The sequence below is a fragment of the Mycobacterium sp. NGS58 genome (assembly GCF_059812385.1).
Map to the genome: position 1 here is coordinate 1 of NZ_JCALCO010000011.1, position 24,108 is coordinate 24,108.

Genomic DNA, 24,108 nt, shown 5'->3' on the forward strand with positions numbered 1-24,108 from the left:
TCGCCGGCGCGGTCACCACAGCCGCACCGCCAGGATCAGCGCGACCACCAGCACCGCCCCCGTCAGCATCGACAATGCGTAGTTGCGCGCGAAGCCGGTTTGCAACCCCCGCAAGCGATTTGACGTCGAACTCACCAACGCGGCCAACGCGTTGACCGAGCCGTCGACACCCGCGTTGTCGATGTCGACAAGAGCGTGAGTCAGTTGCGCACCGGGGCGCATGAAGACCTCCTCGTTGACGGCGTCGCCGTAGAAGTCGCTGCGTACCGCAGTCGTCAACGCCGACACGGACAGCGGAGCCACCCGGGGGATCGGTATCTTCGCGTACAACCGGTAGGCCACCGCGATGCCGATGACCACGACACCCAGCGCCAGCGCGGAGCTGACCCAGGCCGGGAATGCGTGGGTGACTTCTTCGTGCTTTCCGACGACCGGTTCGAGCCACCTCTGCAGGGTGCCGCCCACCGCCAGCAAGCCACCGGCGAACACCGAGCCGACGGCGAGCAGGATCATCGGCCATGTCATCAGTGCCGGCGCCTCATGGGGGTGGGCGCCGGGGCCCCAGCGCTTCTTGCCGAAGAAGGTCATCAGCATCACGCGTGTCATGTAGAACGCGGTGACGCCCGCACCCAGTAGGGCGGCGCCCCCCAGCACGTAACCCTGGACGCCACCCGAAGCCAGCGCCGCCTCGATGATGGCGTCCTTGGAGAAGTAGCCCGCGAAGGGCGGCACGCCGATGATCGCGAGATAGCCGAGCCCGAAGGTGGCGAACGTGATGGGCAGTGCCGCACGCAAACCGCCGTAGCGGCGCATGTCCTGTTCCTCGTGCATCGCGTGAATCACCGCGCCGGAGCCGAGGAACAAACCGGCCTTGAAGAAACCGTGGGTGAGCAGGTGCATGATCGCGAAGGCATAGCCGGCCGGGCCGAGGCCGGCCGCGAGCACCATGTAACCGATCTGGCTCATGGTCGATGCGGCCAGCGCCCGCTTGATGTCGTCCTTGGCGCAGCCGATGAAAGCCCCGAGCAGCAGCGTGACCGCACCCACGATGACCACGGCCAGCCGTGCGTCGGGGGACAGGTTGTACAGCGGGTTGGACCGCACGATCAGATACACACCGGCGGTCACCATGGTGGCGGCGTGGATCAGCGCGGACACCGGGGTCGGGCCTTCCATGGCGTCACCCAGCCAGGCCTGCAGCGGGACTTGGGCGGACTTGGCGCACGCGCCCAGCAGCAACAGCAATCCCATCGCGGTCAGCGCGCCATGACCGGCCGCCGGCGCGCCGGCGAACACCCCGGCATAGGACAGCGTGCCGAAAGTGCTGAACATCAAGAACATTCCCAGGGCCAGCCCGGCATCGCCGACCCGGTTCATGACGAACGCTTTCTTGGCCGCGGTGGCCGCCGTCGGCTTGTGGTACCAGAATCCGATCAGCAGGTAGGAGGCCAGGCCGACGCCTTCCCAGCCGACGTAGAGCACCACATAGTTGTCGGCGACGACCAGCAGCAGCATCGAGGCCAGGAACAGGTTGAGGTAACCGAAAAACCTTCGGCGGTCGAAGTCTTCGGCCATGTAGGCGACCGAATAGATGTGGATCAGCGACCCGACCCCGGTGATCAGCAGCACGAAACACACCGACAGCTGGTCGATTTGCAGCCCAAGGTCTACCTGGAGCTGACCGACGGGGATCCAGCTGAACACCTTCTGGTGGATGACGCGGTCGTCGGCGGCGCGGCCGAGCAGCTCGCTGAGCAGGCTCAGACCCACCCCGAAAGCCGCGAGGGCGGTAGCGCAGCCCAGCCAATGCCCCCACCGGTCGGTGCGTCGCCCGCCGAACAGCAGGATCGCGGCGCCCGCCAATGGCAGGGCCACCAGCAGCGGAGTGTATTGAGTCATGTTGGCGTCTTCAGCCTTTGAGTAGATTCGCGTCGTCGACGGATGCCGATTTGCGGGTACGGAAGATGGTCATGATGATGGCCAAGCCGATGACCACCTCGCACGCGGCGACCACCATCGTGAAGAACGCGATCATCTGCCCGTCCAGATGGCCGTGCATCCGCGCGAACGTGACGAACGCGAGGTTGACCGCGTTGAGCATCAGCTCGACGCACATGAACATGACGATGGCGTTGCGGCGCAACAACACACCGGAGGCCCCGATGGTGAACAACAGTGCCGAAAGGTAGAGGTAATTAGCCGGATTCACGACGTACCGCCTTGTGAGAGAGTCGGGCTCGGCTCGGTGGACGGGGTCCTCTTGCCGTCGGCGCCGCGACTTCGCAGCAGCGGCGACACCGAAAGCTTCGAGTAGGAGCCGTCCGGCAGCAACGCGGCCACGTCGACGGCGTTATGGCGTGCGTACACGCCGGGGCTGGGCATCGGGGTGGGGTGCCCGCCCGCCTGGAATCGCTCCTGGGATAGCTCGCGCTGTGTCTTGCGACGCTCGAAGCGCTCGCGGTGCGCCAGCACCATCGCACCGACGGCCGCGGTGATCAGCAGCGCGCTGGTCAGCTCGAACGCCCACAGGTACCGCGAAAAGATCAGCGCCGCCAGCCCTTCGACGTTGCCGTTGGCGTTGGCGGTGGTGAGCCCGGCGAAACCACCGGTGGTCAGGTTGCCGATGGCCGCGATGAGCAGAATGCCGAACCCCATACCCGCCGCCACAGCGGCGATCCGCTGACCGCGCAGCGTCTCCTTGAGCGATTCGGCCGAGTCCACGCCGATCAGCATCAGCACGAACAAGAACAGCATCATCACCGCGCCGGTGTAGACCACGACTTGCACCACGCCCAAGAACAGCGCGTCCTGAATCATGTAGAAGATCGCCAGGATGATCATGGTCATCGCCAGGAACATCGCCGAGTACACGGCATTGACGGCGGTGACCACCCCGACCGCGCCCAGGACGGCCAGGACGCCCAGCACCCAGAAGGCGGCCGCTTCACCGGTGGACGTGCGGACGATGGTGTCTTGCGCAAAACTCGACGCCACGGCGGCGGCGTGGCCGGTCAATCCGGTCACCGGGAGTCTCCGGCCTGCTGGGTCTCCCGCAACCCGTGTGCGGTCACATTGCCTTGGTAGTAATCCTTATCGGTGGCGCCCTCGGTCCTGGGGTGCGGCGGCGCGAGCATGTCTTGCAGCAGCGGCGCCAGGAGTCGGTCCTTCTCGTAGATCAGGTCCGCGCGGTTGTCGTCGGCCATCTCGTAGTCATTGGTCATGGTCAGCGCCCGGGTGGGGCAGGCCTCGATGCACAGTCCACAACCGATGCACCGCAGGTAGTTGATCTGGTACACCCGCCCGTAACGTTCGCCGGGCGAATACCTGAGTTCCTCGGTGTTGTCCGCGCCCTCGACGTAGATGGCGTCGGCCGGGCAGGCCCAGGCACACAGTTCGCACCCGATGCACTTCTCCAGACCGTCCGGGTAGCGGTTCAGCTGGTGGCGGCCGTGGTATCGCGGCATGACGGGGCCCGGCTTCTCCGGGTACTCCTCGGTGACGTTCTTTTTGAACATCGATCCGAACGTCACGCCGAAGCCGGCAATGGCATCCAGGAACTTAGCCACGTGCTTCCTCCTTGCTCGCAGCCGCCAGGGACTTCATCGGCAACGGCGGTGTCGGGAATAACGGTTTGGGGCGTTGCGCGGCCGGCAGCTTCTTCGCCTCGCGGCGCAACTGTTTCTCCAGCGCGCGAATACCCGGCGCGCTGAACGGCTTTCGCAGCAGCAGCACGAGCGCCGTGGCGAACACGATGCTGCTCGCCACCAGGATCGGGGTCCAGTGCTGGAAGCCCTGGTTTTGCAGCGTTCGAATGACGGCGGCGATCAGCACCCAGACCAGCGAGGCCGGGATCAACAGCTTCCAGCCCAGCCCCATGAACTGGTCGTAGCGCAGCCGGGGCAGCGAGGCCCGCAGCCAGAAGTAGATGAACAGGAAGGTCCACATCTTCGCGGTGAACCACAGCACCGGCCACCAGCCGGTGTTGGCGCCCGCCCACATGTTCAGCGGCCAAGGCGCATGCCAGCCACCGAAGAACAAGACGGTGGCCAGCGACGAAACCGTCATCATGTTGACGTACTCCGCCAGCATGAACATCGCGAACTTCAGCGACGAGTACTCGGTGTGGAATCCCGCAACCAGCTCACCCTCGGCCTCGGGCAAATCGAAAGGTGCCCGGTTGGTTTCGCCGACCATCGAGATCAGGTAGATCAGGAACGAGGGCAACAGCAAGAACACGTACCAGACCCGGTCCTGCGCCGCGACGATCTGCGACGTCGACATCGAGCCGGCGTAGAGGAAGACCGCCGCGAACGAAAGCCCCATCGCCACCTCATAGGAGATGACCTGAGCGGTGGAGCGCACCCCGCCCAGCAGCGGGTAGGTGGACCCGGAAGCCCAACCGCCCAGCACGATTCCGTACACACCGATCGCCGACAGACCCAGAATGAACAGCACCGCGACCGGTAGGTCGGTCAGCTGCAGGGGCGTGCGATGTCCGAACACCGACACCACCGGACCGAACGGGATGAACGCGAAGGCGGTGAAGGCCGGGATCGTGGAGATGACCGGCGCCGCGAAATAGACGAACTTGTCGACGCCGCCCGGGGTGATGGTTTCCTTGAGCGCCAACTTGATTCCGTCGGCCAGGCTCTGTAGTGCACCCCACGGCCCGACACGGTTGGGTCCGGGCCGCAGCTGCATCCAGCCGAGAATCTTGCGTTCGAGCAGAATCGCCACCAGCACGTTCAGCATGAGGAACGCGAAGATCGCCAGCGCCTTGCCGAGCACCAACCACCACGTGTCGTGCCCGAAGGCGGTCAGGCCACTCATTTGCCAACTCCGATCTTGACTGTGCTGCCAACCGATACGCCGAGTTGGCGGTGCACCGCCGAGCCGGGTGAGTTCACCGGAAGCCACACCACCCGGTCGGGCATGTCGGTGATCATCAGCGGCAGGCTGATGGATCCGTGCGGCGTGCTGACGGTGACGGCGTCGCCGTCGGCGGCGCCGATTTCGGCGGCCGTGTCGGCGGATAGCCGGGCGAAGGGTTTGCGGGCGGTTCCCGCCAGATGTGGCTCGCCGTCTTGTAATCGGCCGTTGTCCAACAGCATCCGCCAGCCGGCCAATACCGCCTCGCCCGCGGCGGGCTGGGCGGGCTCCGGGGCTGCGACGTCCGGGTTCGCGGCACGCTTGCCGTCCCAGTGCCGCAGCGCGGCCAGCTCTTCGCGGGCCGCGGCGACGCTGGACATGCCGAGATAAACGCCCATTTCGTCGGCGAGCGTGTCGAGCACCTGGTGGTCGGATTGGCCGGCGTCCTGAGTGTTGCGGAGCGCCGCTTCGAACGGCCGGAAGCGGCCCTCCCAGTTGACGAATGCGCCGGACTTCTGCGTCGTCGGCGCGACCGGGAAGACGACGTCGGCGCGTTCGGTGACGGCGCTGTGCCGCAACTCAAGGCTGACCATGAAGCCGACGCGGTCCAGCGCCGCCAGCACCGCCGCCGGGTCGGTGAAGTCGTTGGGCTCGACACCGCCTACGAGCAACGCACCCAGCGTCCCGTCAGCTGCGGCGGCGACGATTCCGTCGGCGTCACGTCCACCGCCGGAAGGCAATTCGGAGACGTTCCATGCCTGAGCGACCTGCTCCCGGGCCGTCTCGTCGTCGACCGGTCGGCCACCCGGCAGCAGCCCCGGCAGCGCACCGGCTTCCAGTGCGCCCCGCTCACCGGCACGACGCGGCACCCAGGCCAGTTGGGCGCCGGTGCTGTCGGCGAGCCGGGCCGCGGCCGATAACCCACCGGGCGCCGAGGCCAAGCGTTCGCCGACCATGATGACCGCGCCCGGGGTGGACAGCAGCTCACCCACCTCGCCGCCGGCCAACCCGTCCAGGGCCGAAGCTTCACCGCCGGGAACGGCTTTGATCAGCCGGCCGGACATCTTGGTCAGCGCGCGGGTGGCGAAAGGTGCGACGGCGTAGACAGGCAACCCGTGTTTGCGGGCCGCCTTGCGCAACCGCAGGAAGACGATGGGCGACTCGTCCTCAGGCTCGAATCCGGCCAGCACCACGACCGGCGCCGACTCCAGGTCGGCGTAGCTGACGGTGATCGGCTGGCCGGCGATCCGGGCGGCGAGGAAGTCGGCCTCTTCGGCTGAGCTCGGGCGGGCGCGAAAGTCGATGTCGTTGCTGTCCAACACGATTCGCGCGAACTTGGCGTAGGCGTACGCGTCCTCGCACGTCGCCCGGCCGCCGACCAGCACACCAGTGCGGCCGCGCGCCGCTTCGAGGCCCTGTGTCGCGACCGCGATCGCATGCGACCACGATGCCGGCTGCAGCGAGCCGTCGGCGTCGCGGACCAGGGGAGTGGTGAGCACATCGGCCTGGGTCGCGTAGGTGAACGCCCAGCGGCCCTTGTCGCAGTTCCACTCCTCGTTGACTTCGGGATCGTCGCCGGCCAGCCGGCGCAGCACCTTGCCGCGTCGGTGGTCGGTACGCTGCGCGCACCCGGAAGCGCAGTGCTCGCAGACGCTGGGGCTGGAGACCAAGTCGAACGGGCGGGCCCGGAATCGGTACGAGGACCCGGTCAGCGCGCCCACCGGGCAGATCTGCACGGTGTTGCCGGAGAAGTAGGAGTCGAACGGTTCGTTCGCGTAGATGCCGACCTGCTGCAGGGCGCCCCGTTCCTGCATGTCGATGAAGATGTCGCCGGCGATCTGTTCGGAGAACCGGGTGCAGCGCGCGCACAGGATGCAGCGCTCCCGGTCCAGCAGGACCTGTGACGAGATGTTGATCGGCTTGGCGAAGGTGCGCTTGACGTCGGTGAAGCGAGAATCGCTGCGGCCGTTGGACATCGCCTGGTTCTGCAGCGGACATTCGCCGCCCTTGTCGCACATCGGACAGTCCAGCGGGTGGTTGATGAGCAGCAGCTCCATCACACCGTGCTGAGCCTTGTCGGCGGCCTCCGAGGTGAGCTGGGTGCGCACCACCATGTCGTCGGTGGCGACCGTGGTGCACGAGGCCATCGGCTTGCGCTGGCCTTCGACCTCGACCAGACACTGCCGGCACGCGCCGACCGGTTCCAGTAGCGGGTGGTCGCAGAACCGCGGGATCTGGATGCCCATCAATTCGGCGGCCCGGATCACCAGGGTTCCCTTGGGAACGCTGATCTCGTTGCCGTCGATGGTCAGCGTCACCATCTCCGGCGGACGCACCTCGTCACCGGTTTCGGTCTTGGCCGCGCTCGTCATCGAGTCCTAACCTTTCGCGCCGTCGCGCTCCGCCGTCAGCATGGAGTCTCGTGGATCGAAGGGACATCCGCCGCCTTCGACGTGCGCGACGTATTCGTCGCGGAAGAACTTGATCGACGACATGACCGGGCTGGCGGCACCATCGCCCAAGGCGCAGAACGACTTCCCCAGGATGGTGTCGGAGATGTCCAGCAGCTTCTGGATGTCCTCGTCGGTGCCCTTGCCGGTTTCCAGCCGCTCGTAGATCTGGTCCAGCCAGAAGGTGCCCTCGCGGCACGGTGTGCATTTACCGCACGACTCGTGCTTGTAGAAGTAGGTCCAGCGTCGCACGGCACGCACCACGCAAGTGGTTTCGTCGAAGATCTCCAGCGCCTTCGTGCCCAGCATCGAGCCGACGCCGCCGACACCTTCGTAGTCCAGCGGCACGTCGAGGTGTTCGTCGGTGAGCAGCGGGGTCGACGACCCGCCGGGTGTCCAGAACTTGAGCCGATGCCCGGCCCGCACGCCACCGGCGTAGGCGAGCAACTCCCGCAAGGTGATTCCCAGCGGGGCCTCGTACTGACCGGGCCGGGCGACATGGCCGGACAGCGAATACAGCGTGAAGCCCGGGGATTTCTCGCTGCCCATCGAGCGGAACCAGTCCACGCCGTTGCCGATGATCGACGGCACGCTCGCGATGGTCTCGACATTGTTGATCACCGTGGGGCAGCCGTAGAGTCCGGCCACGGCCGGGAACGGCGGGCGCAGTCGCGGCTGGCCGCGGCGGCCTTCCAGCGAGTCCAGCAGCGCGGTTTCCTCGCCGCAGATGTAGGCGCCGGCGCCGGCGTGCACCACCAGCTCCAAGTCGAAGCCCGAGCCGTTGATGTCGCGGCCGAGGTATCCCGCGGCGTAGGCCTCGGCCACCGCGTTCTGCAAGCGGCGCAGCACCGGCAGCACCTCCCCGCGCACATAGATGAACGCGTGGCTGGCCCGGATCGCGTACGAGGCGATGATGACGCCTTCGACCAGGACGTGCGGCGTCGCCAGCATCAGCGGAATGTCCTTGCACGTACCGGGTTCCGACTCGTCGGCGTTGACCACCAGGTAATGCGGTTTGGCGGCCGCGCCGGTGTCGCCCTGCGGGATGAACGACCATTTGGTCCCGGTCGAGAATCCGGCGCCGCCGCGCCCGCGCAGCCCGGAGTCCTTCACCATCCCGATCACCGCGTCGGGCTCCATCGCCAGCGCCTTCTTCATCGCCTCGTAGCCGCCGTGGCGGTGGTAGGTCTCGAGGGTCCAGGATTCGGGATCGTCCCAGAACCGGCTGATGACCGGGGTCAGCGGGGTCGAAGTGTCAGAAGTTGTTGTCATTACTGGCCTTCCGGCGCGCTGGGCGCCTCCATGCCGAGATCTTTGGCTACCTTCAGTCCGGCCAGGGTGGCCGCGCCGGCGCCGCCCTGACCTTGGTCGGGACGTTCGTCGGGCAGGCCGGCCAGGATGCGCGACGTCTCGCGGAAGACGCACAGCGGGGCACCGCGAGTGGGCGGCTGGGGCTCACCGGAACGCAGCGAGTCGACGAGATCGCGCGCCGACTCCGGTGTTTGGTTGTCGAAGAACTCCCAGTTCACCATCACAACGGGTGCGTAGTCGCACGCGGCGTTGCACTCGATGTGCTGCAGTGTGACCGACCCGTCGGCGGTGGTCTCGTCGTTGCCTACGCCCAGATGTTCCTTGAGCGCGTCGAAGACGGCATCGCCACCCATGATGGCGCACAACGTGTTTGTGCAGACCCCCACCAGATAATCGCCGGTGGGGCCGCGCCGATACATGGTGTAGAAACTCGCCACCGCGGACACCTCGGCCCCGGTGAGCCCCAACTGCTCACCGCAGAAATCCAGGCCCGCGGGTGTCAGGTAGGAATCCTGGGCTTGCACCAGGTGCAGCAACGGCAACAGCGCCGAACGCTTGTCGGGGTAGCGGCCCATGATCTCCTTGGCGTCGACCTCCAGCCGGGCCCGCACCTCGGGTGGATATGTCTTGGGCGCACCCTCGACGACGAATGCGTTGGGCTCGTCGGGCGGTGGGCCGAGCCGGATGAAGACCGGTTGTCCCTGCGGCCCGGTCATCGGTCCACCCCGCCCATCACCGGATCGATGCTGGCGACGGCGGTGATCAGGTCGGCGACCATGCCGCCCTCGCACATCGCCGCGACCGACTGCAGATTCGTGAACGAAGGGTCTCGGTAATGCACCCGGTAGGGCCGGGTGCCGCCGTCGCTGACCATGTGCACGCCCAGCTCACCGCGCGGCGATTCGACCGCGGTGTAGACCTGGCCCGCCGGCACCCTGATGCCCTCGGTTACCAGTTTGAAGTGGTGAATCAACGCCTCCATGGAGCCGCCCATGATCTTGGCGATGTGTTCCGGCGAGTTGCCCAAGCCGTCGGGCCCCACCTTCAGGTCGGCCGGCCAGGCGATCTTGCGGTCCTCCACCATGGTCGGGCCGGGCTTCAGCTTGTCCAGACACTGCTCGACGATCTTGATCGACTCCCACATCTCGTTGACGCGAATCATGTAGCGCCCGTAAGCATCACATGTGTCTTCGGTGATTACGTCGAATTCGTAGTTTTCGTATCCGCAGTACGGTTCGCTCTTGCGCAGATCGTGGGGCAGCCCGGTGGCACGCAGGATGGGGCCGGTGATACCCAGCGCCATGCAACCGGTCAGATCCAGATATCCGACGTCCTGGGTCCGGGCCTTCCAGATGGCATTCTCGTTGAGCAGGCCGCCCATGTCGCGCAGCACCTGCCTTAGTTCCTTGAGGCCTTCGACGATCTCGGTTTCCGCGTTGGGTGGCAAGTCCTGCGCCACGCCCCCGGGCCGGACATAGGCGCTGTTCATTCGCAGACCGGTGATCGATTCGAACAGGGTCAGCACGATCTCGCGTCCCCGGAATCCGACGAACATCGGGGTCATGGCGCCCAGTTCCATGCCGCCGGTGGCCAATGCCACCAGATGCGACGAGATCCGGTTGAGCTCCATCATCATCACCCGGATGACGTTGACCCGCTCCGGAATCTGATCGGTGATGCCGAGCAGCTTCTCCACACCCAGGCAGTAGGCCGTCTCGTTGAAAAATGGTGCGAGGTAATCCATCCGGGTCACGAAGGTGACACCCTGGGTCCAGTACCGATACTCGAGGTTCTTTTCGATGCCGGTGTGCAAGTACCCGATGCCGCACCGGACGTCGGTGACCGTCTCGCCTTCGATCTCCAGGATCAGCCGTAAAACCCCGTGCGTGGACGGATGCTGAGGGCCCATGTTGACGACGATGCGTTCGCCGGGATCGACACCGCGGGCGGCTTCGACGACTTTGTCCCAGTCTTGGCCACCGGCGACCACGAAGGTCTCGCCGGCGCCGTCGTGCGTCGATTCAGTGGTAGTGCTCATCAGTTGTACGCTCTCCGCTCGTCGGGCGGGGGTATCTGTGCGCCTTTGTACTCGACGGGAATTCCGCCGAGGGGGTAGTCCTTGCGCTGGGGGTGCCCGTGCCAGTCGTCCGGCATCTCGATACGGGTCAGCGACGGGTGCCCGTCGAAGATGATGCCGAAGAAGTCGTAGGTCTCCCGCTCATGCCAGTCGGTGGTCGGATAAATCCGGAACAGCGAGGGGATGTGCGGATCACCGTCGGGCGCAGACACTTCCAGGCGGACACGGCGATTGTGCGTGATCGACTGCAACGGATAGACCGCGTGCAGTTCGCGTCCGGTCTCGTGCGGGTAATGCACGCCGCTGACGCCGAGGCACATCTCGAAGCGCAGTTGCGGGTCGTCCCGCAGCCGGTGCGCCACCTGCTCCAGCGCGTCGCGGCGGACGTGCAAGGTCAGTTCGTCGCGGTACACCACGACTTTTTCGATGGCGTCGGTGAATTCGACGTTGTCCTTGCTCAAAGCCGCGGCCAGTCCGTCGACCACCTCGTCGAAATAGCCGCCGTAGGGCCGCGGGCTGCTGCCCGGGAGCAGGACTTCGCGCACGAGCCGCCCGTAACCGGATGTGTCACCGGAGCCCTTGGCGCCGAACATGCCGCGGCGCACGTCGATGACTTCTTCGTCGGCGCGGCTGATTGCTTCTTTCGGGTCCTGGTCCGGTGAGCTCATCGCAGCAGTCCGCGCATCTCGATCGTGGGCCGGGCCGACAGCGCCGCCTGCTCGGCTTCGGCGATGGCGGTTTCCCGGTTGACGCCCAGCGGCATCTCCTGAATCTTCTCGTGCAGCTTCAGGATTGCGTACAGCAGCATCTCGGGTCGTGGTGGGCAGCCGGGCAGGTAGATGTCCACCGGGACCACGTGGTCGACGCCCTGCACCACCGAGTAGTTGTTGAACATCCCTCCGGATGATGCGCACACGCCCATGGCCAGCACCCATTTCGGCTCGGCCATCTGGTCGTAGATCTGCCGCAACACCGGAGCCATCTTCTGGCTGACCCGCCCGGCGACGATCATCAGGTCGGCCTGCCGGGGGGTTGCCGAGAATCGCTCCATGCCGAACCGGGCGATGTCGAATCTTGGCCCGGCCGTTGCCATCATCTCGATGGCGCAGCAGGCCAACCCGAACGTCGCCGGCCACAGTGAGTTCTTGCGGACGTAGCCCGCGACCTTCTCGACTGTGGACAGCAGAATCCCGCCGGGCAGCTGTTCCTCAAGACCCACGTCTTACCTCAATCCCACGTCAGGCCGCCGCGGCGCCACACGTACGCGTAGGCCACGAAAACCGTCAGCATGAAGATCACCATTTCGACCAGAGCGAAGGTGCCCAGCGCGTCATAGCTGACGGCCCACGGATACAGGAACACGATTTCGATGTCGAAGACGATGAAGAGCATTGCGGTGAGGTAGTACTTCACCGGAAAGCGCTGCCCGGCCGTCGCATGAGGGCCGCTCACCGATGTCTCGGTGGGTTCGATTCCACACTCGTACGCCGACATCTTCGATTTGTTGAAACGTGACGGGCCGGCCAGGCTCGCGATCGCCACCGAGCCCACGGCAAAGGCGGTGGCGATGGCGCCTAGCACCAAGATGGGTATGTAGACGTTCAATTCGCTCCATGATCCGTCGTACGAGCCGCCTGCAGCGGCCAGGCGGTAACCGGGCTGCTGTGACAAACCGGTCCGCGGGCCCGCCACAGTGATTTACAACATAGCGTCGCGGCGAGCGACGCGCTTGCCCGGGGTGTGCGTTTGGCGGTATCGGGGCGCCGTCTCGGGCGGTGCTGCGCAAACTCGATAGCCGGTGAAACCAATCCCCGCCGCCCCATCCGATCCGCCGCACCGGCCACTCGGGGAACCCCAGCAAAGGCGAGGCGGCGCCGATCGCTGCGGCGGTCAAGATCAGCGGCATCGCCAGGGCGGATGGCCCGTCGTCAGCAACGTCGCGACGAGCGGCGGTCGCCGTGCCGATAAGGGGCGAACTTGTCAGGACTGCCGCATTCGGCGGCTGGGAAGGAACGCTCGCGGCAAAGACGCGGAGCGGATCGGATCAGCGAACGGGCGCCCGTAGCAGGCTCAGCACCGTGCGGCCAAGCAGGATGGGGTCTATGGGATGTGGCACCGCGCCCTCGGCGCGCGACCAGGAGGCCAACCACGCATCGTCGGGCCGGCCGGTCAGCACGACCACAGGCGGGCAGGTCTCGAGTTCGTCTTTGAGCTGCTTTGCGATTCCCATGCCCCCGGTGGGGGTGGCCTCGCCGTCCAGAATGGCCAAGTCGATGCCGCCCTTGTCCATCGTCGCGATCACCATGGGTCCGGTCGCCACCTCGACGTAGCTCAGCTCGGGCAGATCGGGATGCAGCTGCTTGCCCAGCGCCCGCATCACCCGTTCGCGGGTTTGGACGTTGCTGCTGTAGACGAGGATCCGCAGCGCGACGCTGGCTTGGGGGGTGGAGTCGGACACGGTGCAGATGCTACTGGTGTCGTACCGGGCACAGCGGGGTGCCCGCACAAATGTTTATTGCGATGCCCGCACGAAGATGGCGTCCGCCGCGACGGTCACCGTCGAGCTGATCATGCCGGCCCGGTTCCACCCCAGGTCGAACCGGTCCCGATCGAGCTTGGTTTCGCCGGTGACTCGGACCGAGCCGTCGTCGAGCTCGCAGATCGTGACGGGCAGCGGCACCTCGGCGGTGACGCCTTTGATGGTGAAGCTGGTCCGAAGCTCGGCGGACTTGCCTTTCGTCGGTTGCACCGCGGTGACGACGACGCTGATCTCGCCGAAGCGCTCGACGTCGAAGAAGTCGGCCGAGCGCAGGTGCTTGTCGCGGCGGCCGATGCCCGTGTTCAGCGAGGCCGCCCGAATGTCCACGCGGCCGAAAACCGCTCCCTTGCCGGTCAGTTGGCCGTCGCCGGTGAAGTCGGTGAAGCGGCCCTTGACGTTCACCAGGCCCCACATGTTGCGGATCTTGAAAGTGATGGCCGAGCGGTCCGGGGCCAAATTCCACACGCCGGCCATCTCGGGATCGTGAAGCAGTGTCTCCAATGTCGTCATCGTCACCCCCAATGTGTCGTGGCGAATGTAGCGCTAGTTCATCAGCGGCGCGATCCCGGCGGGATCGAAGTACTCGTCGATCCGCTCGATCAGGCCGTCCGCGCCCACCCGGATCACGATGCAGACCCGCAGCGAGATCGTCTGCCCGGCATGCCCGGTGGCGTGCAGGACGTGCTGTTGGACGAAACCCCGTACGGATCCGTCATCGAAGAAATGCCGGTCCAGGATTTCGTAGCGACGGTGCGTGGTCGCGCCGATGAACCAAGCGATGACCCGCATCGCGCGGCCCTTGTCGTCGTCGCGCCGCGAGCCGACACGCCACACCGCGATGTCGTTGCTCCACATCGCGTCAACGGCGGCGACGTCGCTTCGCTCGATCGCGCTGAACAGGCGGTTGGCCGCATCGAGAACCGTTTCGGCGCTGGAAGCGGGCATGTCTGGCTCCTTTTCTGATCGCCGAGCTATTCGCTGTCGTAGCCGGGGTGGGCGACGGCCAATCGTCGTCGCACCAGGATGCGCAGGCAGGCGGTGACCTGGTGCGCTTGCCCGTCCATGTCGCCGGCCCGGATCGCGGCGGCCAGCTGTTCCTCGTCGGCGAATCCCAGGCCGGCCAACGCCGCGCGAGACTCCGCCTCGTTCTCGTCGAGCAGCTCGCGCTCGACGATGCGCAGTGCGTTGGCCGCGACCCGGGCGTGGAAGTTGACCTGGCCTTCGGTCGCGCCGCGCACATCGGTTTCCAGGAATTCGGCGACCGCGGCAACCAGTTCGGCGGCCAGCGGGCGACCGTATGCGCCGATCATCACCGCGCCTCGAGCAGGTTGAGGAGGTCCCACTCGGTCTCGCAGACGCGGCGGCCGATGGTGGCCAGCTCGACCGAACGGCTATGCCCGCTCAGGTGCCGTTCCGCCTGGAAACGGCAGATGATGCCCCAGCGCAAGGTGGCCAGCACCAGCCACCAGTGAAACGACACCCGGTCGACCGTCGTCCCGCTGGCCCGTTCGTAGGCTCGCAGGAAGCTTTCGATGCTGCCCAGGCCGCCTGCGCCGAGGCTGGCCGGTGCACCGAATCGCCAGGCCCGGATGCAGAACCACGCCAGGTCTTCGTACGCCTGCCCGACGTGCACCAGCTCCCAGTCCAGCACCGCCGCGAGGTTCGACCCGTCGACGATAAGGTTGCCCATCCGAAAGTCGCCGTGCACCAACACCGCCGGCGATGGTTGGGGACGGTGGGCGGCCAGCCAGCGGAACCCCCATTCGAAGGTTGCGGTGGTATCGCCCATGTCGTCGAGGCGTTGACGCCATTCGGACAGTTGGTCTTCATGGGTCAGGTCCGCGGCGCCCGTGTCGGCACGGTGAATCGCGGCCACCGCCTGCGCGCACTGCTGCAGCAACCGTGTGCGGGACGCGTGCCCGTCGGCGCCGTCGAGTTGCCGCTGAATGCGTCGCACGATGGTTTCACCCTTGATCTCGTCACAGATCAAAAACGGATTGCCCAGTGCGGCAGGCGAATTGTCGGCGACCAACACGTGTGGGACCGGCGCGCCCGCGGCCGCCGCGGCGGCCTGGGTCTTGGCTTCGAGCTCCATGCCGGCATGCACATCATCGGGAGGGCCGGTGCGCAGGATCAGCGCGCGACGCTGCGAGTCGGCGACGGCCTCGAACGCCCAGGTGGTTCGGCTGGCGCCACCGGTCAACGCGCGCAGGTTCTCGACAGCGGTGTCGGCGCCCAGGACCTTGGTGAGCACCCCGGCCAGTTTGGTGGCCAGTTCGGCTGATTCGACGCTGTCCATCACTTCTGGCCGAATTTGAACAGGCGTTGCGCCACCCGGCGAATCTGAATCTCCTCTGCTCCCTCGGTGATCCGGTAGCGACGATGATGGCGGTAGATGTGTTCGAACTGCTCGTGCCTGCTGTAGCCGAGGCCGCCGTGAACCTGCATCGCGCGGTCGGCGGCGTCGCAGACCAGCCGGTTGGCGCGGTAGTTCGCCATCGAGACCTTGTCGGAGACCTCCATGTGGTGGTCGCGGTCCAGATGCCAGGCGGCGTATTGCACCAGCAGCCGCACCATCTGCGCTTCGGTCTGCAGCTCTGCCAGCGGCCACTGCACGGCCTGATTGACCGACAGCGGCTTGCCGAACACCTTTCGGCCCGCGGCATATTCGGCGGCACGGTCGATGCAGTACTGCGCCGCGCCCAGGCTGCTCGCGGCCTGCCGAATCCGGTTCTCGTGCAGGAATGTTTGAGCGACCTCGAGACCGCTGTCCACCTCGCCGAGCACCGCATCGGCGGGGATCCGGACATCGGTCAGCTCAACTTCGCCGTGGTCGGTGGGCATGTTGAAGGTCCACCAGTAGTAGGGAACGTTGAATCCGGGCGAATCGGTCGGCACCAGGAACGCGGTGATGCCGCGCGCGGCTCCCGGTTCGCCCGAGGTGCGTGCGAAGACCAGGTCGTGGGTCGCGCGGTGCACACCGGTGTTGAACCGCTTGGAGCCGTTGATCACCCAGCTGTCCCCGTCGCGTTCGGCGCGCGTCTCCAGCCAGGTCGCATCCGATCCGTGCTGCGGCTCGGTCAGGCCGAACGCCATGGATCGTTCCCCGGTGATCAACGCTTCCGACCACTGCTTGCGTTGCTCCTCGGTGCCGAACCGCTCCATCATGATCACCTGCGGGAAGTTGCCCACGATCGACGATTCGTTCTGCAGGTCGTTGTGCAGGCCGAGACCCTTGTGCGCCAGATGCTCCCGGATGACCGCCATGTCGACATTGGTGCCGTCGCGGCCGCCCAGCGAGGCCGGCAGCCCGTAGCGCAACCAGCCGGCCTTGTCTGCTCGCCTGCGCATTTCGGAAAGCAGATCCTCCCACTCGCGCGCCGGAATCCCATCGTTGTCCCAATCGGTGCGCGCGTGTTCGCGACGCTGATCGAAATACTGCATGTTCTCGCGTTCCAGCGGCTTGATCTCGGCCTCGATGAACTCATCCATCTCGGCGAGCACGCCGGGAAGGTGCTCTGGCAGCGTGAAATCCACGTGTTCTCCTACGATGTCGTGAGGTTGCCGTACAGGGTTTTCTTCCAGACCGTCGACAAGGTCGCGATGGCATCTTCGTCGCTGATGTTCAGACCGAGGCCCGATTGGGCCGCGGGACCTAGAGTGCTGGCAAACACGGTGGTGAAATTCTCGAACAGCAACGCGATGGCCGCCGCGGTGTGCTGCGGGTGTAGCTCGGCGCCGTAACCCTGCTCCTGGGCCCGGCGCACCGAGGCCGCCACGAGATCCATTCCGAACCGTCGGAATTCGTTCTGCACGGCCGCGAAGCGCTGCTGGGTGGCGGCCAGCTGGGCCACCGCGATCATGATGCCGATGTTCTGCTTGAACATGTTCCAGTATCCGGTGACCACCGAAGTAAAAAAGTTGTCGTCTCCGGCGGGGGTTCCACCCGCTTGCGGGGGAGAGTCCGGCAGGTGGACGCTCAGTCCCGACGGCGTGACGACCTCGTGCAGAAACGCCTCCGCGAGGGCGGCCAGCAGGTCCTCCTTGTCAGTGAAGTATCGGTAGAAGACCGCCGGTGATTTTCCCGCGGCCGACGTGATGTCGGCCAGCGTGGTGCCGTGAAATCCCCGTTCGGCGAACAGTTTCCGGGCCGCCTGCTCGATGGCCTGCCTGGTCTGGCGGCCTTTGGCGGTCAGCTCGCGGTTCGCCTCCGGGGCGGACATCAGTTCCGCATCCGGTCGCCGGCGCGCAGCAGGGCGCTCGGTAGGTCGTGTCCCACCAGCGACTTCGCCACGCCGGCCGCGGCGATGGCGGCCCGCAGGTCGACGTCCACGTCGAAACCGCTGTCACCCAGCAGGTATACGAGGTCCTCGGTGGCGATGTTGCCGGTGGCTCCCGGGGCGAAGGGGCAGCCGCCGAGGCCGCCGACCGAGGCGTCCAGCCGGGTCACCCCGGCGCTGACCGCCGCGTAGGCGCTGGCCAGTCCGGAGCCTCGGGTGTTGTGAAAGTGCCCGCCCAACGGCAGGTCGCCCAGCACCGGACGCAGTTGTGCGATAAGCGAACTCACCCGTCCCGGGGTGGTGGTGCCGATGGTGTCGGCGATCGACAGGCGGTCGGCGCCGCGGTCGCGGGCCGCCGCCGCGATGTCGAGCACCCGCTGCGCCGGGGTGGGGCCTTCGAACGGTGAGTCCCAGGCGGTGGCGATGACGACCTCGACGGTGACGTCGCCATCGTGCGCGATCGCGACGATCTCGTCGATCTGATTGGTGGCCTCCGCGCTGGTGCGCCCGACGTTGGCCTTGCTGAAGGCGTCGTCGGCGGCGACCACGTACTCGATGGAGCGCAACCCCGCGGCGACAGCCCGCTTGGCGCCGTTGGGACTGGCCACCAGGGCCGAGAACTCGATGTCGGGGTAGTCGTGCAGATGGGCGGCCAGCTCGGCGGCATCGGCCATCGACGGCACCTTCGTCGGCGAGACGAACGCGGTCACCTCCACCTCGCGAACCCCGGTGGCCGCCACCGCGGCCAGCAGTTCGAGCTTGGCGGACAGCGGGATTGGCGTCTCGATCTGCAGACCGTCGCGCAGCGCTACTTCTCGAATCTCAACGTGGGTCACAGCACCTCCTCGGCGCGCAGCTCCTCGAGTTCCTCGGCCGTCTTCCCCAGGAGCCCGATGTAGACGTCGTCGTTGTGCTGGCCCGGCCGCGCGGGGCCGGCGTGGCGGACCTGCCCCGGCGATTCCGATAACACCGGCACGATGCCCGGGCCCAACACGTTGCGCTGCACGCGCTCGTCGTAGTGCTCCACCAGCATGCCGCGGGCCCGTAGCTGGGGGTCGTTGACCACCTCGGCGACGGTGTTGATGGGCCCCGCGATGACCCCTGCGGCGGAGAGGATTTCGATGATCTGTGCGGGCGGGCGTTGTGCGGCCCACGCCCCGATGATGTTGTCGAGTTCGTCTTGATTGCGGCCGCGGGCGACATGTGTGGCGAACCGGTCGTCGGTGGCCAGCTCCGGGCGACCCATCGCCTTGCACAGCCGGGCGAAGACGGTGTCCTGGTTCGCGGCGATCACCACCCACGAGCCGTCGGCGCTGCGGTAGATGTTGGACGGGGCGATGCCGTCGAGCCGGGTGCCCGACGGTCCGCGGACCACCCCGCCGGCATCGTAGTCGGGAATGGTGGATTCCTGTACGGCCAAACATGATTCGGTCAGCGCGACGTCGACCACCTGACCGCGGCCGGTGACGCTGCGCCGGTACAGCGCGGCCAGCGCGCCCTGCGCGCCGAACATGCCGGCCAGGCTGTCACCGAGCGAGAGCGCCAGCCGGGGCGGCGGGCCGCCGGGAAACCCGTTGAGGTGCCGCAGCCCGCTGGCCGCTTCGGCGACCGAGGCGTAACCGGCCTTGGTGGCGTCCGGTCCGGTCTGCCCGTAGCCGGACACCCGGACCAGGATGATGCCCGGATTGCGTTCGCTGAGCACGTCGTAGCCCAGGTGCCACTTTTCCAGGGTGCCCGGACGGAAGTTCTCCACCACGATGTCGGATTTCTCGACGAGGTCGCAGAACAGTTCGCGGCCCCGGGGGTGGCGCAGGTCCAGCGTGATCGCCTTCTTGTTGCGCGCGTGCACCGTCCAGAAGACGTGCTGCCCATCGATTTCGGCCTGACCCCAGGTGCGCAAGGGGTCCGGCGCCTTGGGCAGTTCCACCTTGATGACCTCGGCGCCCATGTCGCCGAGCAGCCGCCCGGCGAAGGGCCCGGCGATCAGGGTGCCCAGCTCGAGCACCCGAACGCCGTCCAGTGGGCCGGCCGGTGTCATACGCTCATCCTGCGCTCGCAAAATCGTGTCGCACCAGCCAGTCGGTGACAATGGTGACGGCGGCCCGTAGCGCGTCGCGCTGGTCGGGTCCCGCGTAATAGTGTGTGGCGCCGGGGATTTCGTGCATCTCCTTGTCCTCGTGTCCAATCGCCTGGAACAGCCGCCGGGTGTGGCTGGGCGTACAGGCGTCGTCCGCCAGGTTACCGATCACCAGCGCGGGGATCGCGATGTCGGGTCCGCAGGCCACCGCGTCGCCACGGGCGTCGTCGTAGCTCCACTGCGACAGCCAGCCGCGCAGGGTGCAGAACCGGGCCAGCCCGACGGGGCTCATGTTCACCACCTGGGGATCGCCCAGATAGCAGGTTCCGGGCTTACGTTCGTTGGGATCCACGGCCGGGTCCAGCCAGCGCGGGTCGGCCATGGTGCCATGCACGATGAAGCCGAACTCGTCGTCGGGGCGGCCGGCGGCGGCCAACTCGGCCAGCTTGTCCCTGACCCACGCGGTGATGCGGCGGTTGCGGTCGATCTGCGCCCGCCGGTAGCGGTCCAGGAATTCTTGGCTGTAGGGCGGTTGATTGGGGTTGTCCGGGTTGTACAGATCCAGCTCGGGGTCGCGCTTGGTGGGGTCGGATTCGTCGAGGATCGACGCGTCCAGCCATTCGGTCAGCGTGCCGTGCCGGCTGATGTGCGCGGCAAGCAGCATGATCCCGTCGGCGGCCGGCAGGTCGAGCTTGGTCAGGTCGGGGCCGTCGCCGGTCGGGCTGGACGTGACGGTCGGATTCTGCGCCTGCTGCTGGTAGAACACCGACAGCGAACCGCCGCCGCTCCATCCGGCCAGCACCACCTTGGAATAGCCCAGCCGCTTTTTGGCGTCCTTGATGCACTCGCCGAGGTCCTCGACGACCTTTTCCATCAGCAGCGCCGAATCGGTGCCACGGAAGCGGCTGTTGCAGTAGATGACGTGATGGCCGGCCCGCGCCAGCGCGTTGATCATCGGCAGGTAGGCCCCGCCGCCGATGGGATGCATGAACACCAGCACGGTGTCCGACGGTTTGTCCTTGGGTCTGAGCAGGTAGCTTTCCAGCACGGTGATCTCGGCCAGGCCGCCGTAGACGTCCCGTACTCCCGAAATATTTTGAAAGGCCACGAGATACGGGATTCGGTCGTAATCGAACTTCTTGGGCTGCACCGCTTGTGTCATCAATGTTGTCCTAGGTCGTGGGCCAGTACCTCGGCCGACGGGGTCAGCCGCCGGCGCGTGTCGATGGCGATCACCTGCCAGTCGACGCGGGAGTAGTCGTCGAATTTGCGGCGCGCCCGCTCCCGCGCCTTCTCGGGTGCGCCGTGGTGAACCCCTTGCGGCGCATGCGAAATCAAACCCGGTGGCATCGGAATGCCGTACAGCGAGCCGCCGTGGAAGAAGGCGATCTCGTCGTAGTCGACGTTGCGGTGATACCACGGTGTGCGTTCGGTGCCGGGAATTCCCTCGGCGGGCTTGGGCAGGAAGTTCATCACATAGACACCGGTGGCCTGCATGAACAGGTGCACCGTCGGCGGCAGGTGGACACTGTCGGACGTGACCACGTTGTAGTCCGCGATGTTGAAGGTGAACGCGAAGTTGTCGCCGCGCCAGCCTTCGACGTCGAGCGGATTGTGTTGATAGAACAGCGTTGTCGGGCCGCCCTCGTGAATGAGCCGTACCTCGAATTCGCCGTCGGTCTCATCGACGGGCGCCGGCTCGGGGATGACGACCTGCGACGGGTCGAAGGGGAAATGGCGGCCCAGGGCGCCCGGTGGCGGCACCCGGAACTCGTCGGTGGCCTCGATCATCAGCATCGTCGTCGCGCTGTCGGGCAACTGGCGCCAGGTGCATGCCTTCGGGATGTACAACCAGTCGCCCTCCCGATAGCGCAACGGCCCGAATTCGGTCTCGGCCAGGCCACTGCCCTGGTGGACGAAGCACAGCAGGTCGCCGTCGACATGACGGACGAAGAACGGCATCGGCTCGTGACGACGGCTCAACCGAATTCGGCAGTCGTCGTTGCTGAACATCAGCAGCGGCCCACCGTCGGCTTCGGTGGCATCGCCGGGCTTGAGCTCGCTGGACAGCACGTCGATGGGACGCAGGGGGCCGACCGACCGATAGGCGGTGGGGTCGTGCCGCCGGTACAGGTTGGCGGTGCGGCCGGTGAATCCGCCCCGGCCCAGCTCGTCGTCCTTGAGGCCGTCGAGGTCGGCGTGCAGGCGGCGTGGGGTTCGGCCTTTTCGCAGGTGCACAAAGGATTCCATGGACGGCTCCTCCGAGGGGGACCAGCTGGATCGCGATCGAGGGTGAGAAAACTGAAAGTGACATTACTTTTTGTTTTTCGGACACGCAAGAGGCGTCGCGAACGCGCCCTTGAAAACGTCGCTTGTACGCCGCAAGCGCCCAAGGCGTCTACCGCCCCGCGGCGAAACCACTGTGGCGGATGGGAGCAACTGCGGGGCCTACCCCCGGACGCGCAGCACGACTTTCCCTTTGGCGCTCCGGTTCTCGAGCGACGCGACCGCGGTCGCGGCTTGCTCCAGCGGGTAGGCCACCGGTTCGGGCGGGGCCAGCTCCCCGGAGGTGAGCAATCGCTCGAGTCCGGCCCACTGCTCGTGCAGCGCGCCCGGATGCGTCCCCGCCCAGGCGCCCCAACCCACGCCGACCACGTCAACGTTGTTGAGCAGCAATCGATTCACCTTCACGGTAGGAATCTCACCGCCGGTGAAACCGATGACCAGCAGCCGCCCGCCGGGAGTAAGGGAGCGCAGGGAGTCGGTGAACCGGTCGCCGCCGACCGGGTCGACGACGATGTCGACGCCACGGCCGTGGGTCAACTCCTTCACCGCATCCTTGAAACCGTCGGCGAGCACCACGTCCGTCGCCCCGGCCGCCGTGGCGATGTCCGCCTTGTTCTGCGTGCTGACCACGGCGATGGTGCGGGACGCGCCCAGCGCCGGCGCCAGGCGCAGCGCCGAGGTGCCGATGCCTCCGGCCGCGCCATGCACCAGGACCGTCTCGCCGCGCTGCAGCCGGCCCCGGACGGTCAGCGCGAAGTACACCGTCAGGTCGTTGAACAGCAGGCCGGCGCCGGCCTCAAAGCTCACATTGTCGGGCAGCTTGAACACCCGGTCCGGGGCCAACACCGCGACCTCGGCCATGCCGCCGGACAGCATCGTGAGGCCGACGACCCGGTCGCCCTCGCGCACGTGCGCGTCCTCGGGTGCCGACCGGACCACGCCGGCGATCTCGGCGCCGAGCACAAAGGGCAACTCCGGGCGATATTGGTAGAGGCCCCGGGTGAGTAGGGCGTCCGGGAAGGCCACCCCGGCGGCGTGCACGTCGACGACGACCCCGTCGCCCGACGGTTCGTCGATGTCGGTCAACTCGACCGCGTCTGGCCCATCGAGCCGAGTCACCTGTATCGCGCGCATGCCACCTCCGTCGTCGCTGCCATCGGCGCTGCCATCACTGCGCCCGAACAGCGCTTGATCAGCCTACTGCCGCCTCAAAATCCGCCCGCGACCCGCACCACGGCCCGACCGGAGAACTTGCCGGCGCGCACCCGATCGATGACTCCGACGACGTCCTTCACATCAACATCGCTGACCAGCGAGTCCAGGTGACGTGGCCGCAACGAATCGCCGAGCCTGGCCCACAATTCGCGGCGCGGTCCGATCGGCATCAGCACCGAGTCCATGCCCAGCAGCGCGACCCCGCGCAGGATGAACGGCAGCACCGTGGTGTGCAGGGCCGGGCCGCCGGTGAGGCCGCTCGCCGCCACCGCGCCGCCGTAATCGACCGTGCTGAGCACGTCGGCCAGCGTCGCGCCGCCCACGCAGTCCACCCCACCCGCCCAGCGCGCCTTGCCGAGCGCGCGTGGCTTGGCGTCGGGGTCGGCGGGCAGCCGCCCGATAACCTCTGCGGCGCCAAGGGCTTTGAGTCGGTCGGCGGCCTCGGGCTTGCCGCTGGAGGCGACCACTTGGTAGCCGGCGGCCGCGAGCAGGTCCACGCTGATCGAGCCGACGCCGCCGGTGGCGCCGGTGACGACGATGGGACCCGCGTCGGGCGCGATGCCCCAGTCGATCAGCGCCTGCACGCTCATCGCGGCGGTGAAGCCCGCCGTGCCGATCGCGGCCCCCTCGTGTGGGCTCAGCGCGCCGAGCGCCACGACCTGGCCGGCCGGTAAGCGCGCGTATTCGGCGTAGCCACCGTGGTGGCCGGTGCCGATCGCGTACCCGTGGGCCAGCACCTGATCGCCGACGGCGAAGTCGGGAGACGTCGATTCCACGACCTCACCGGTGAGGTCGATGCCCGGCACCACCGGGTAGTCGCGCACCACGCCGCCACCCGGCGTCAGCGCCAGCGCGTCTTTGTAGTTGACGCTCGAATACAGGACTCTGATCGTCACCTCGCCCGGCGGCAGGTCGGAGTGGTTCAGCGTCTCGACCGACGTGGTTATCCGGTCACCATCTTGTCGCGCGACGAGCGCCTGAAACGTGTCCATGAGTCGACGCTA

Annotated in this window: 25 protein-coding genes; all 25 read right to left on the reverse strand. The window is 66.8% G+C overall.

Features of this window, described 5'->3' with window-relative positions; genetic code table 11:
• Nucleotides 1-12: 12 nt before the first annotated feature.
• The gene (gene nuoL, locus AC5Y4H_RS12520) at nt 13-1,899 is read right to left on the reverse strand and encodes an NADH-quinone oxidoreductase subunit L (RefSeq protein ID WP_499982062.1); all 1,887 of its coding nucleotides are present in this window, start codon (nt 1,897-1,899) and stop codon (nt 13-15) included.
• A gap of 10 nt (nt 1,900-1,909) precedes the next feature.
• Nucleotides 1,910-2,209: an NADH-quinone oxidoreductase subunit NuoK gene (nuoK, locus tag AC5Y4H_RS12525; protein ID WP_007772892.1), complete on the reverse strand. Its 300-nt coding sequence runs from the start codon at nt 2,207-2,209 to the stop codon at nt 1,910-1,912.
• A complete protein-coding gene (locus tag AC5Y4H_RS12530; protein WP_499982356.1) occupies nt 2,206-2,994 on the reverse strand; it encodes an NADH-quinone oxidoreductase subunit J in 789 nt (262 codons plus the stop codon). The genes nuoK and AC5Y4H_RS12530 overlap by 4 nt, the downstream gene beginning before the upstream one ends.
• A 26-nt stretch (nt 2,995-3,020) precedes the next feature.
• Nucleotides 3,021-3,566, reverse strand: coding sequence for an NADH-quinone oxidoreductase subunit NuoI (gene nuoI / locus AC5Y4H_RS12535; RefSeq protein ID WP_499982065.1), 546 nt, complete (start codon nt 3,564-3,566; stop codon nt 3,021-3,023).
• Nucleotides 3,559-4,821, reverse strand: coding sequence for an NADH-quinone oxidoreductase subunit NuoH (gene nuoH / locus AC5Y4H_RS12540; RefSeq protein ID WP_499982357.1), 1,263 nt, complete (start codon nt 4,819-4,821; stop codon nt 3,559-3,561). Before nuoH ends, nuoI begins: the two co-directional genes overlap by 8 nt.
• A 5-nt stretch (nt 4,822-4,826) precedes the next feature.
• Nucleotides 4,827-7,241, reverse strand: coding sequence for an NADH-quinone oxidoreductase subunit G (locus AC5Y4H_RS12545; protein WP_499982067.1), 2,415 nt, complete (start codon nt 7,239-7,241; stop codon nt 4,827-4,829).
• Between the two features lie 6 nt (nt 7,242-7,247).
• Nucleotides 7,248-8,591 (reverse strand): NADH-quinone oxidoreductase subunit NuoF, encoded by a 1,344-nt coding sequence (nuoF, locus tag AC5Y4H_RS12550; RefSeq protein WP_499982071.1) that lies wholly within the window; start codon nt 8,589-8,591, stop codon nt 7,248-7,250.
• Entirely contained in the window at nt 8,591-9,346 is a 756-nt protein-coding gene (nuoE, locus tag AC5Y4H_RS12555) for an NADH-quinone oxidoreductase subunit NuoE (RefSeq protein WP_499982074.1), read from the reverse strand. The genes nuoF and nuoE overlap by 1 nt, the downstream gene beginning before the upstream one ends.
• Entirely contained in the window at nt 9,343-10,668 is a 1,326-nt protein-coding gene (gene nuoD / locus AC5Y4H_RS12560) for an NADH dehydrogenase (quinone) subunit D (RefSeq protein ID WP_499982077.1), read from the reverse strand. The genes nuoE and nuoD overlap by 4 nt, the downstream gene beginning before the upstream one ends.
• Nucleotides 10,668-11,375, reverse strand: a complete 708-nt coding sequence (locus AC5Y4H_RS12565) for an NADH-quinone oxidoreductase subunit C (protein WP_499982080.1) — start codon at nt 11,373-11,375, stop codon at nt 10,668-10,670. Before AC5Y4H_RS12565 ends, nuoD begins: the two co-directional genes overlap by 1 nt.
• Nucleotides 11,372-11,926 carry a NuoB/complex I 20 kDa subunit family protein gene (locus AC5Y4H_RS12570; protein WP_499982082.1) on the reverse strand — a complete coding sequence of 185 codons (555 nt, stop codon included), beginning with the start codon at nt 11,924-11,926 and terminating at the stop codon, nt 11,372-11,374. Before AC5Y4H_RS12570 ends, AC5Y4H_RS12565 begins: the two co-directional genes overlap by 4 nt.
• Nucleotides 11,927-11,934: 8 nt before the next feature.
• On the reverse strand, nt 11,935-12,312 hold the full coding sequence (locus AC5Y4H_RS12575) for an NADH-quinone oxidoreductase subunit A (protein ID WP_007772880.1): 378 nt from the start codon (nt 12,310-12,312) through the stop codon (nt 11,935-11,937).
• 439 nt (nt 12,313-12,751) lie between these two features.
• Nucleotides 12,752-13,165: an Rv3143 family two-component system response regulator gene (locus tag AC5Y4H_RS12580; RefSeq protein ID WP_499982084.1), complete on the reverse strand. Its 414-nt coding sequence runs from the start codon at nt 13,163-13,165 to the stop codon at nt 12,752-12,754.
• A 54-nt stretch (nt 13,166-13,219) separates the two neighbouring features.
• Nucleotides 13,220-13,756 carry a YceI family protein gene (locus tag AC5Y4H_RS12585; RefSeq protein ID WP_499982086.1) on the reverse strand — a complete coding sequence of 179 codons (537 nt, stop codon included), beginning with the start codon at nt 13,754-13,756 and terminating at the stop codon, nt 13,220-13,222.
• Nucleotides 13,757-13,789: 33 nt separating this feature from the next.
• Nucleotides 13,790-14,191 (reverse strand): nuclear transport factor 2 family protein, encoded by a 402-nt coding sequence (locus tag AC5Y4H_RS12590; protein WP_499982088.1) that lies wholly within the window; start codon nt 14,189-14,191, stop codon nt 13,790-13,792.
• Between the two features lie 26 nt (nt 14,192-14,217).
• Entirely contained in the window at nt 14,218-14,556 is a 339-nt protein-coding gene (locus AC5Y4H_RS12595; protein WP_499982090.1) for a DUF6285 domain-containing protein, read from the reverse strand.
• Nucleotides 14,556-15,545, reverse strand: coding sequence for a phosphotransferase family protein (locus AC5Y4H_RS12600; RefSeq protein WP_499982094.1), 990 nt, complete (start codon nt 15,543-15,545; stop codon nt 14,556-14,558). The genes AC5Y4H_RS12595 and AC5Y4H_RS12600 overlap by 1 nt, the downstream gene beginning before the upstream one ends.
• On the reverse strand, nt 15,545-16,783 hold the full coding sequence (locus AC5Y4H_RS12605; protein WP_499982098.1) for an acyl-CoA dehydrogenase family protein: 1,239 nt from the start codon (nt 16,781-16,783) through the stop codon (nt 15,545-15,547). The genes AC5Y4H_RS12600 and AC5Y4H_RS12605 overlap by 1 nt, the downstream gene beginning before the upstream one ends.
• An 8-nt stretch (nt 16,784-16,791) precedes the next feature.
• Entirely contained in the window at nt 16,792-17,469 is a 678-nt protein-coding gene (locus AC5Y4H_RS12610; RefSeq protein WP_499982099.1) for a TetR/AcrR family transcriptional regulator, read from the reverse strand.
• Nucleotides 17,469-18,362, reverse strand: a complete 894-nt coding sequence (locus AC5Y4H_RS12615) for a hydroxymethylglutaryl-CoA lyase (RefSeq protein WP_499982103.1) — start codon at nt 18,360-18,362, stop codon at nt 17,469-17,471. The genes AC5Y4H_RS12610 and AC5Y4H_RS12615 overlap by 1 nt, the downstream gene beginning before the upstream one ends.
• Nucleotides 18,359-19,564 (reverse strand): CaiB/BaiF CoA transferase family protein, encoded by a 1,206-nt coding sequence (locus AC5Y4H_RS12620; RefSeq protein WP_499982106.1) that lies wholly within the window; start codon nt 19,562-19,564, stop codon nt 18,359-18,361. Before AC5Y4H_RS12620 ends, AC5Y4H_RS12615 begins: the two co-directional genes overlap by 4 nt.
• 4 nt (nt 19,565-19,568) lie before the next feature.
• Nucleotides 19,569-20,765, reverse strand: coding sequence for an alpha/beta hydrolase family protein (locus AC5Y4H_RS12625; RefSeq protein WP_499982109.1), 1,197 nt, complete (start codon nt 20,763-20,765; stop codon nt 19,569-19,571).
• Nucleotides 20,765-21,853, reverse strand: coding sequence for a homogentisate 1,2-dioxygenase (locus tag AC5Y4H_RS12630; RefSeq protein WP_499982111.1), 1,089 nt, complete (start codon nt 21,851-21,853; stop codon nt 20,765-20,767). Before AC5Y4H_RS12630 ends, AC5Y4H_RS12625 begins: the two co-directional genes overlap by 1 nt.
• Nucleotides 21,854-22,051: 198 nt before the next feature.
• The gene (locus tag AC5Y4H_RS12635; protein ID WP_499982113.1) at nt 22,052-23,023 is read right to left on the reverse strand and encodes an NADPH:quinone oxidoreductase family protein; all 972 of its coding nucleotides are present in this window, start codon (nt 23,021-23,023) and stop codon (nt 22,052-22,054) included.
• A gap of 74 nt (nt 23,024-23,097) precedes the next feature.
• Entirely contained in the window at nt 23,098-24,096 is a 999-nt protein-coding gene (locus AC5Y4H_RS12640) for an acrylyl-CoA reductase family protein (protein WP_499982115.1), read from the reverse strand.
• Between the last annotated feature and the right edge of the window lie 12 nt (nt 24,097-24,108).

What these genes read in the sequence shown, in the direction of transcription:
- AC5Y4H_RS12620 (WP_499982106.1), bottom strand. Translation starts at nt 19,564, where the DNA reads ATGACACCGGCCGGCCCACTGGACGGCGTTCGGGTGCTCGAGCTGGGC.
- AC5Y4H_RS12630 (WP_499982111.1), bottom strand. Translation starts at nt 21,853, where the DNA reads ATGGAATCCTTTGTGCACCTGCGAAAAGGCCGAACCCCACGCCGCCTG.
- AC5Y4H_RS12640 (WP_499982115.1), bottom strand. Translation starts at nt 24,096, where the DNA reads ATGGACACGTTTCAGGCGCTCGTCGCGCGACAAGATGGTGACCGGATA.
- AC5Y4H_RS12595 (WP_499982090.1), bottom strand. Translation starts at nt 14,556, where the DNA reads ATGATCGGCGCATACGGTCGCCCGCTGGCCGCCGAACTGGTTGCCGCG.
- AC5Y4H_RS12545 (WP_499982067.1), bottom strand. Translation starts at nt 7,241, where the DNA reads ATGACGAGCGCGGCCAAGACCGAAACCGGTGACGAGGTGCGTCCGCCG.
- nuoF (WP_499982071.1), bottom strand. Translation starts at nt 8,591, where the DNA reads ATGACAACAACTTCTGACACTTCGACCCCGCTGACCCCGGTCATCAGC.
- AC5Y4H_RS12625 (WP_499982109.1), bottom strand. Translation starts at nt 20,765, where the DNA reads ATGACACAAGCGGTGCAGCCCAAGAAGTTCGATTACGACCGAATCCCG.
- AC5Y4H_RS12635 (WP_499982113.1), bottom strand. Translation starts at nt 23,023, where the DNA reads ATGCGCGCGATACAGGTGACTCGGCTCGATGGGCCAGACGCGGTCGAG.
- AC5Y4H_RS12610 (WP_499982099.1), bottom strand. Translation starts at nt 17,469, where the DNA reads ATGTCCGCCCCGGAGGCGAACCGCGAGCTGACCGCCAAAGGCCGCCAG.
- AC5Y4H_RS12600 (WP_499982094.1), bottom strand. Translation starts at nt 15,545, where the DNA reads ATGGACAGCGTCGAATCAGCCGAACTGGCCACCAAACTGGCCGGGGTG.
- nuoL (WP_499982062.1), bottom strand. Translation starts at nt 1,899, where the DNA reads ATGACTCAATACACTCCGCTGCTGGTGGCCCTGCCATTGGCGGGCGCC.
- nuoD (WP_499982077.1), bottom strand. Translation starts at nt 10,668, where the DNA reads ATGAGCACTACCACTGAATCGACGCACGACGGCGCCGGCGAGACCTTC.
- AC5Y4H_RS12585 (WP_499982086.1), bottom strand. Translation starts at nt 13,756, where the DNA reads ATGACGACATTGGAGACACTGCTTCACGATCCCGAGATGGCCGGCGTG.
- nuoE (WP_499982074.1), bottom strand. Translation starts at nt 9,346, where the DNA reads ATGACCGGGCCGCAGGGACAACCGGTCTTCATCCGGCTCGGCCCACCG.
- AC5Y4H_RS12590 (WP_499982088.1), bottom strand. Translation starts at nt 14,191, where the DNA reads ATGCCCGCTTCCAGCGCCGAAACGGTTCTCGATGCGGCCAACCGCCTG.
- AC5Y4H_RS12565 (WP_499982080.1), bottom strand. Translation starts at nt 11,375, where the DNA reads ATGAGCTCACCGGACCAGGACCCGAAAGAAGCAATCAGCCGCGCCGAC.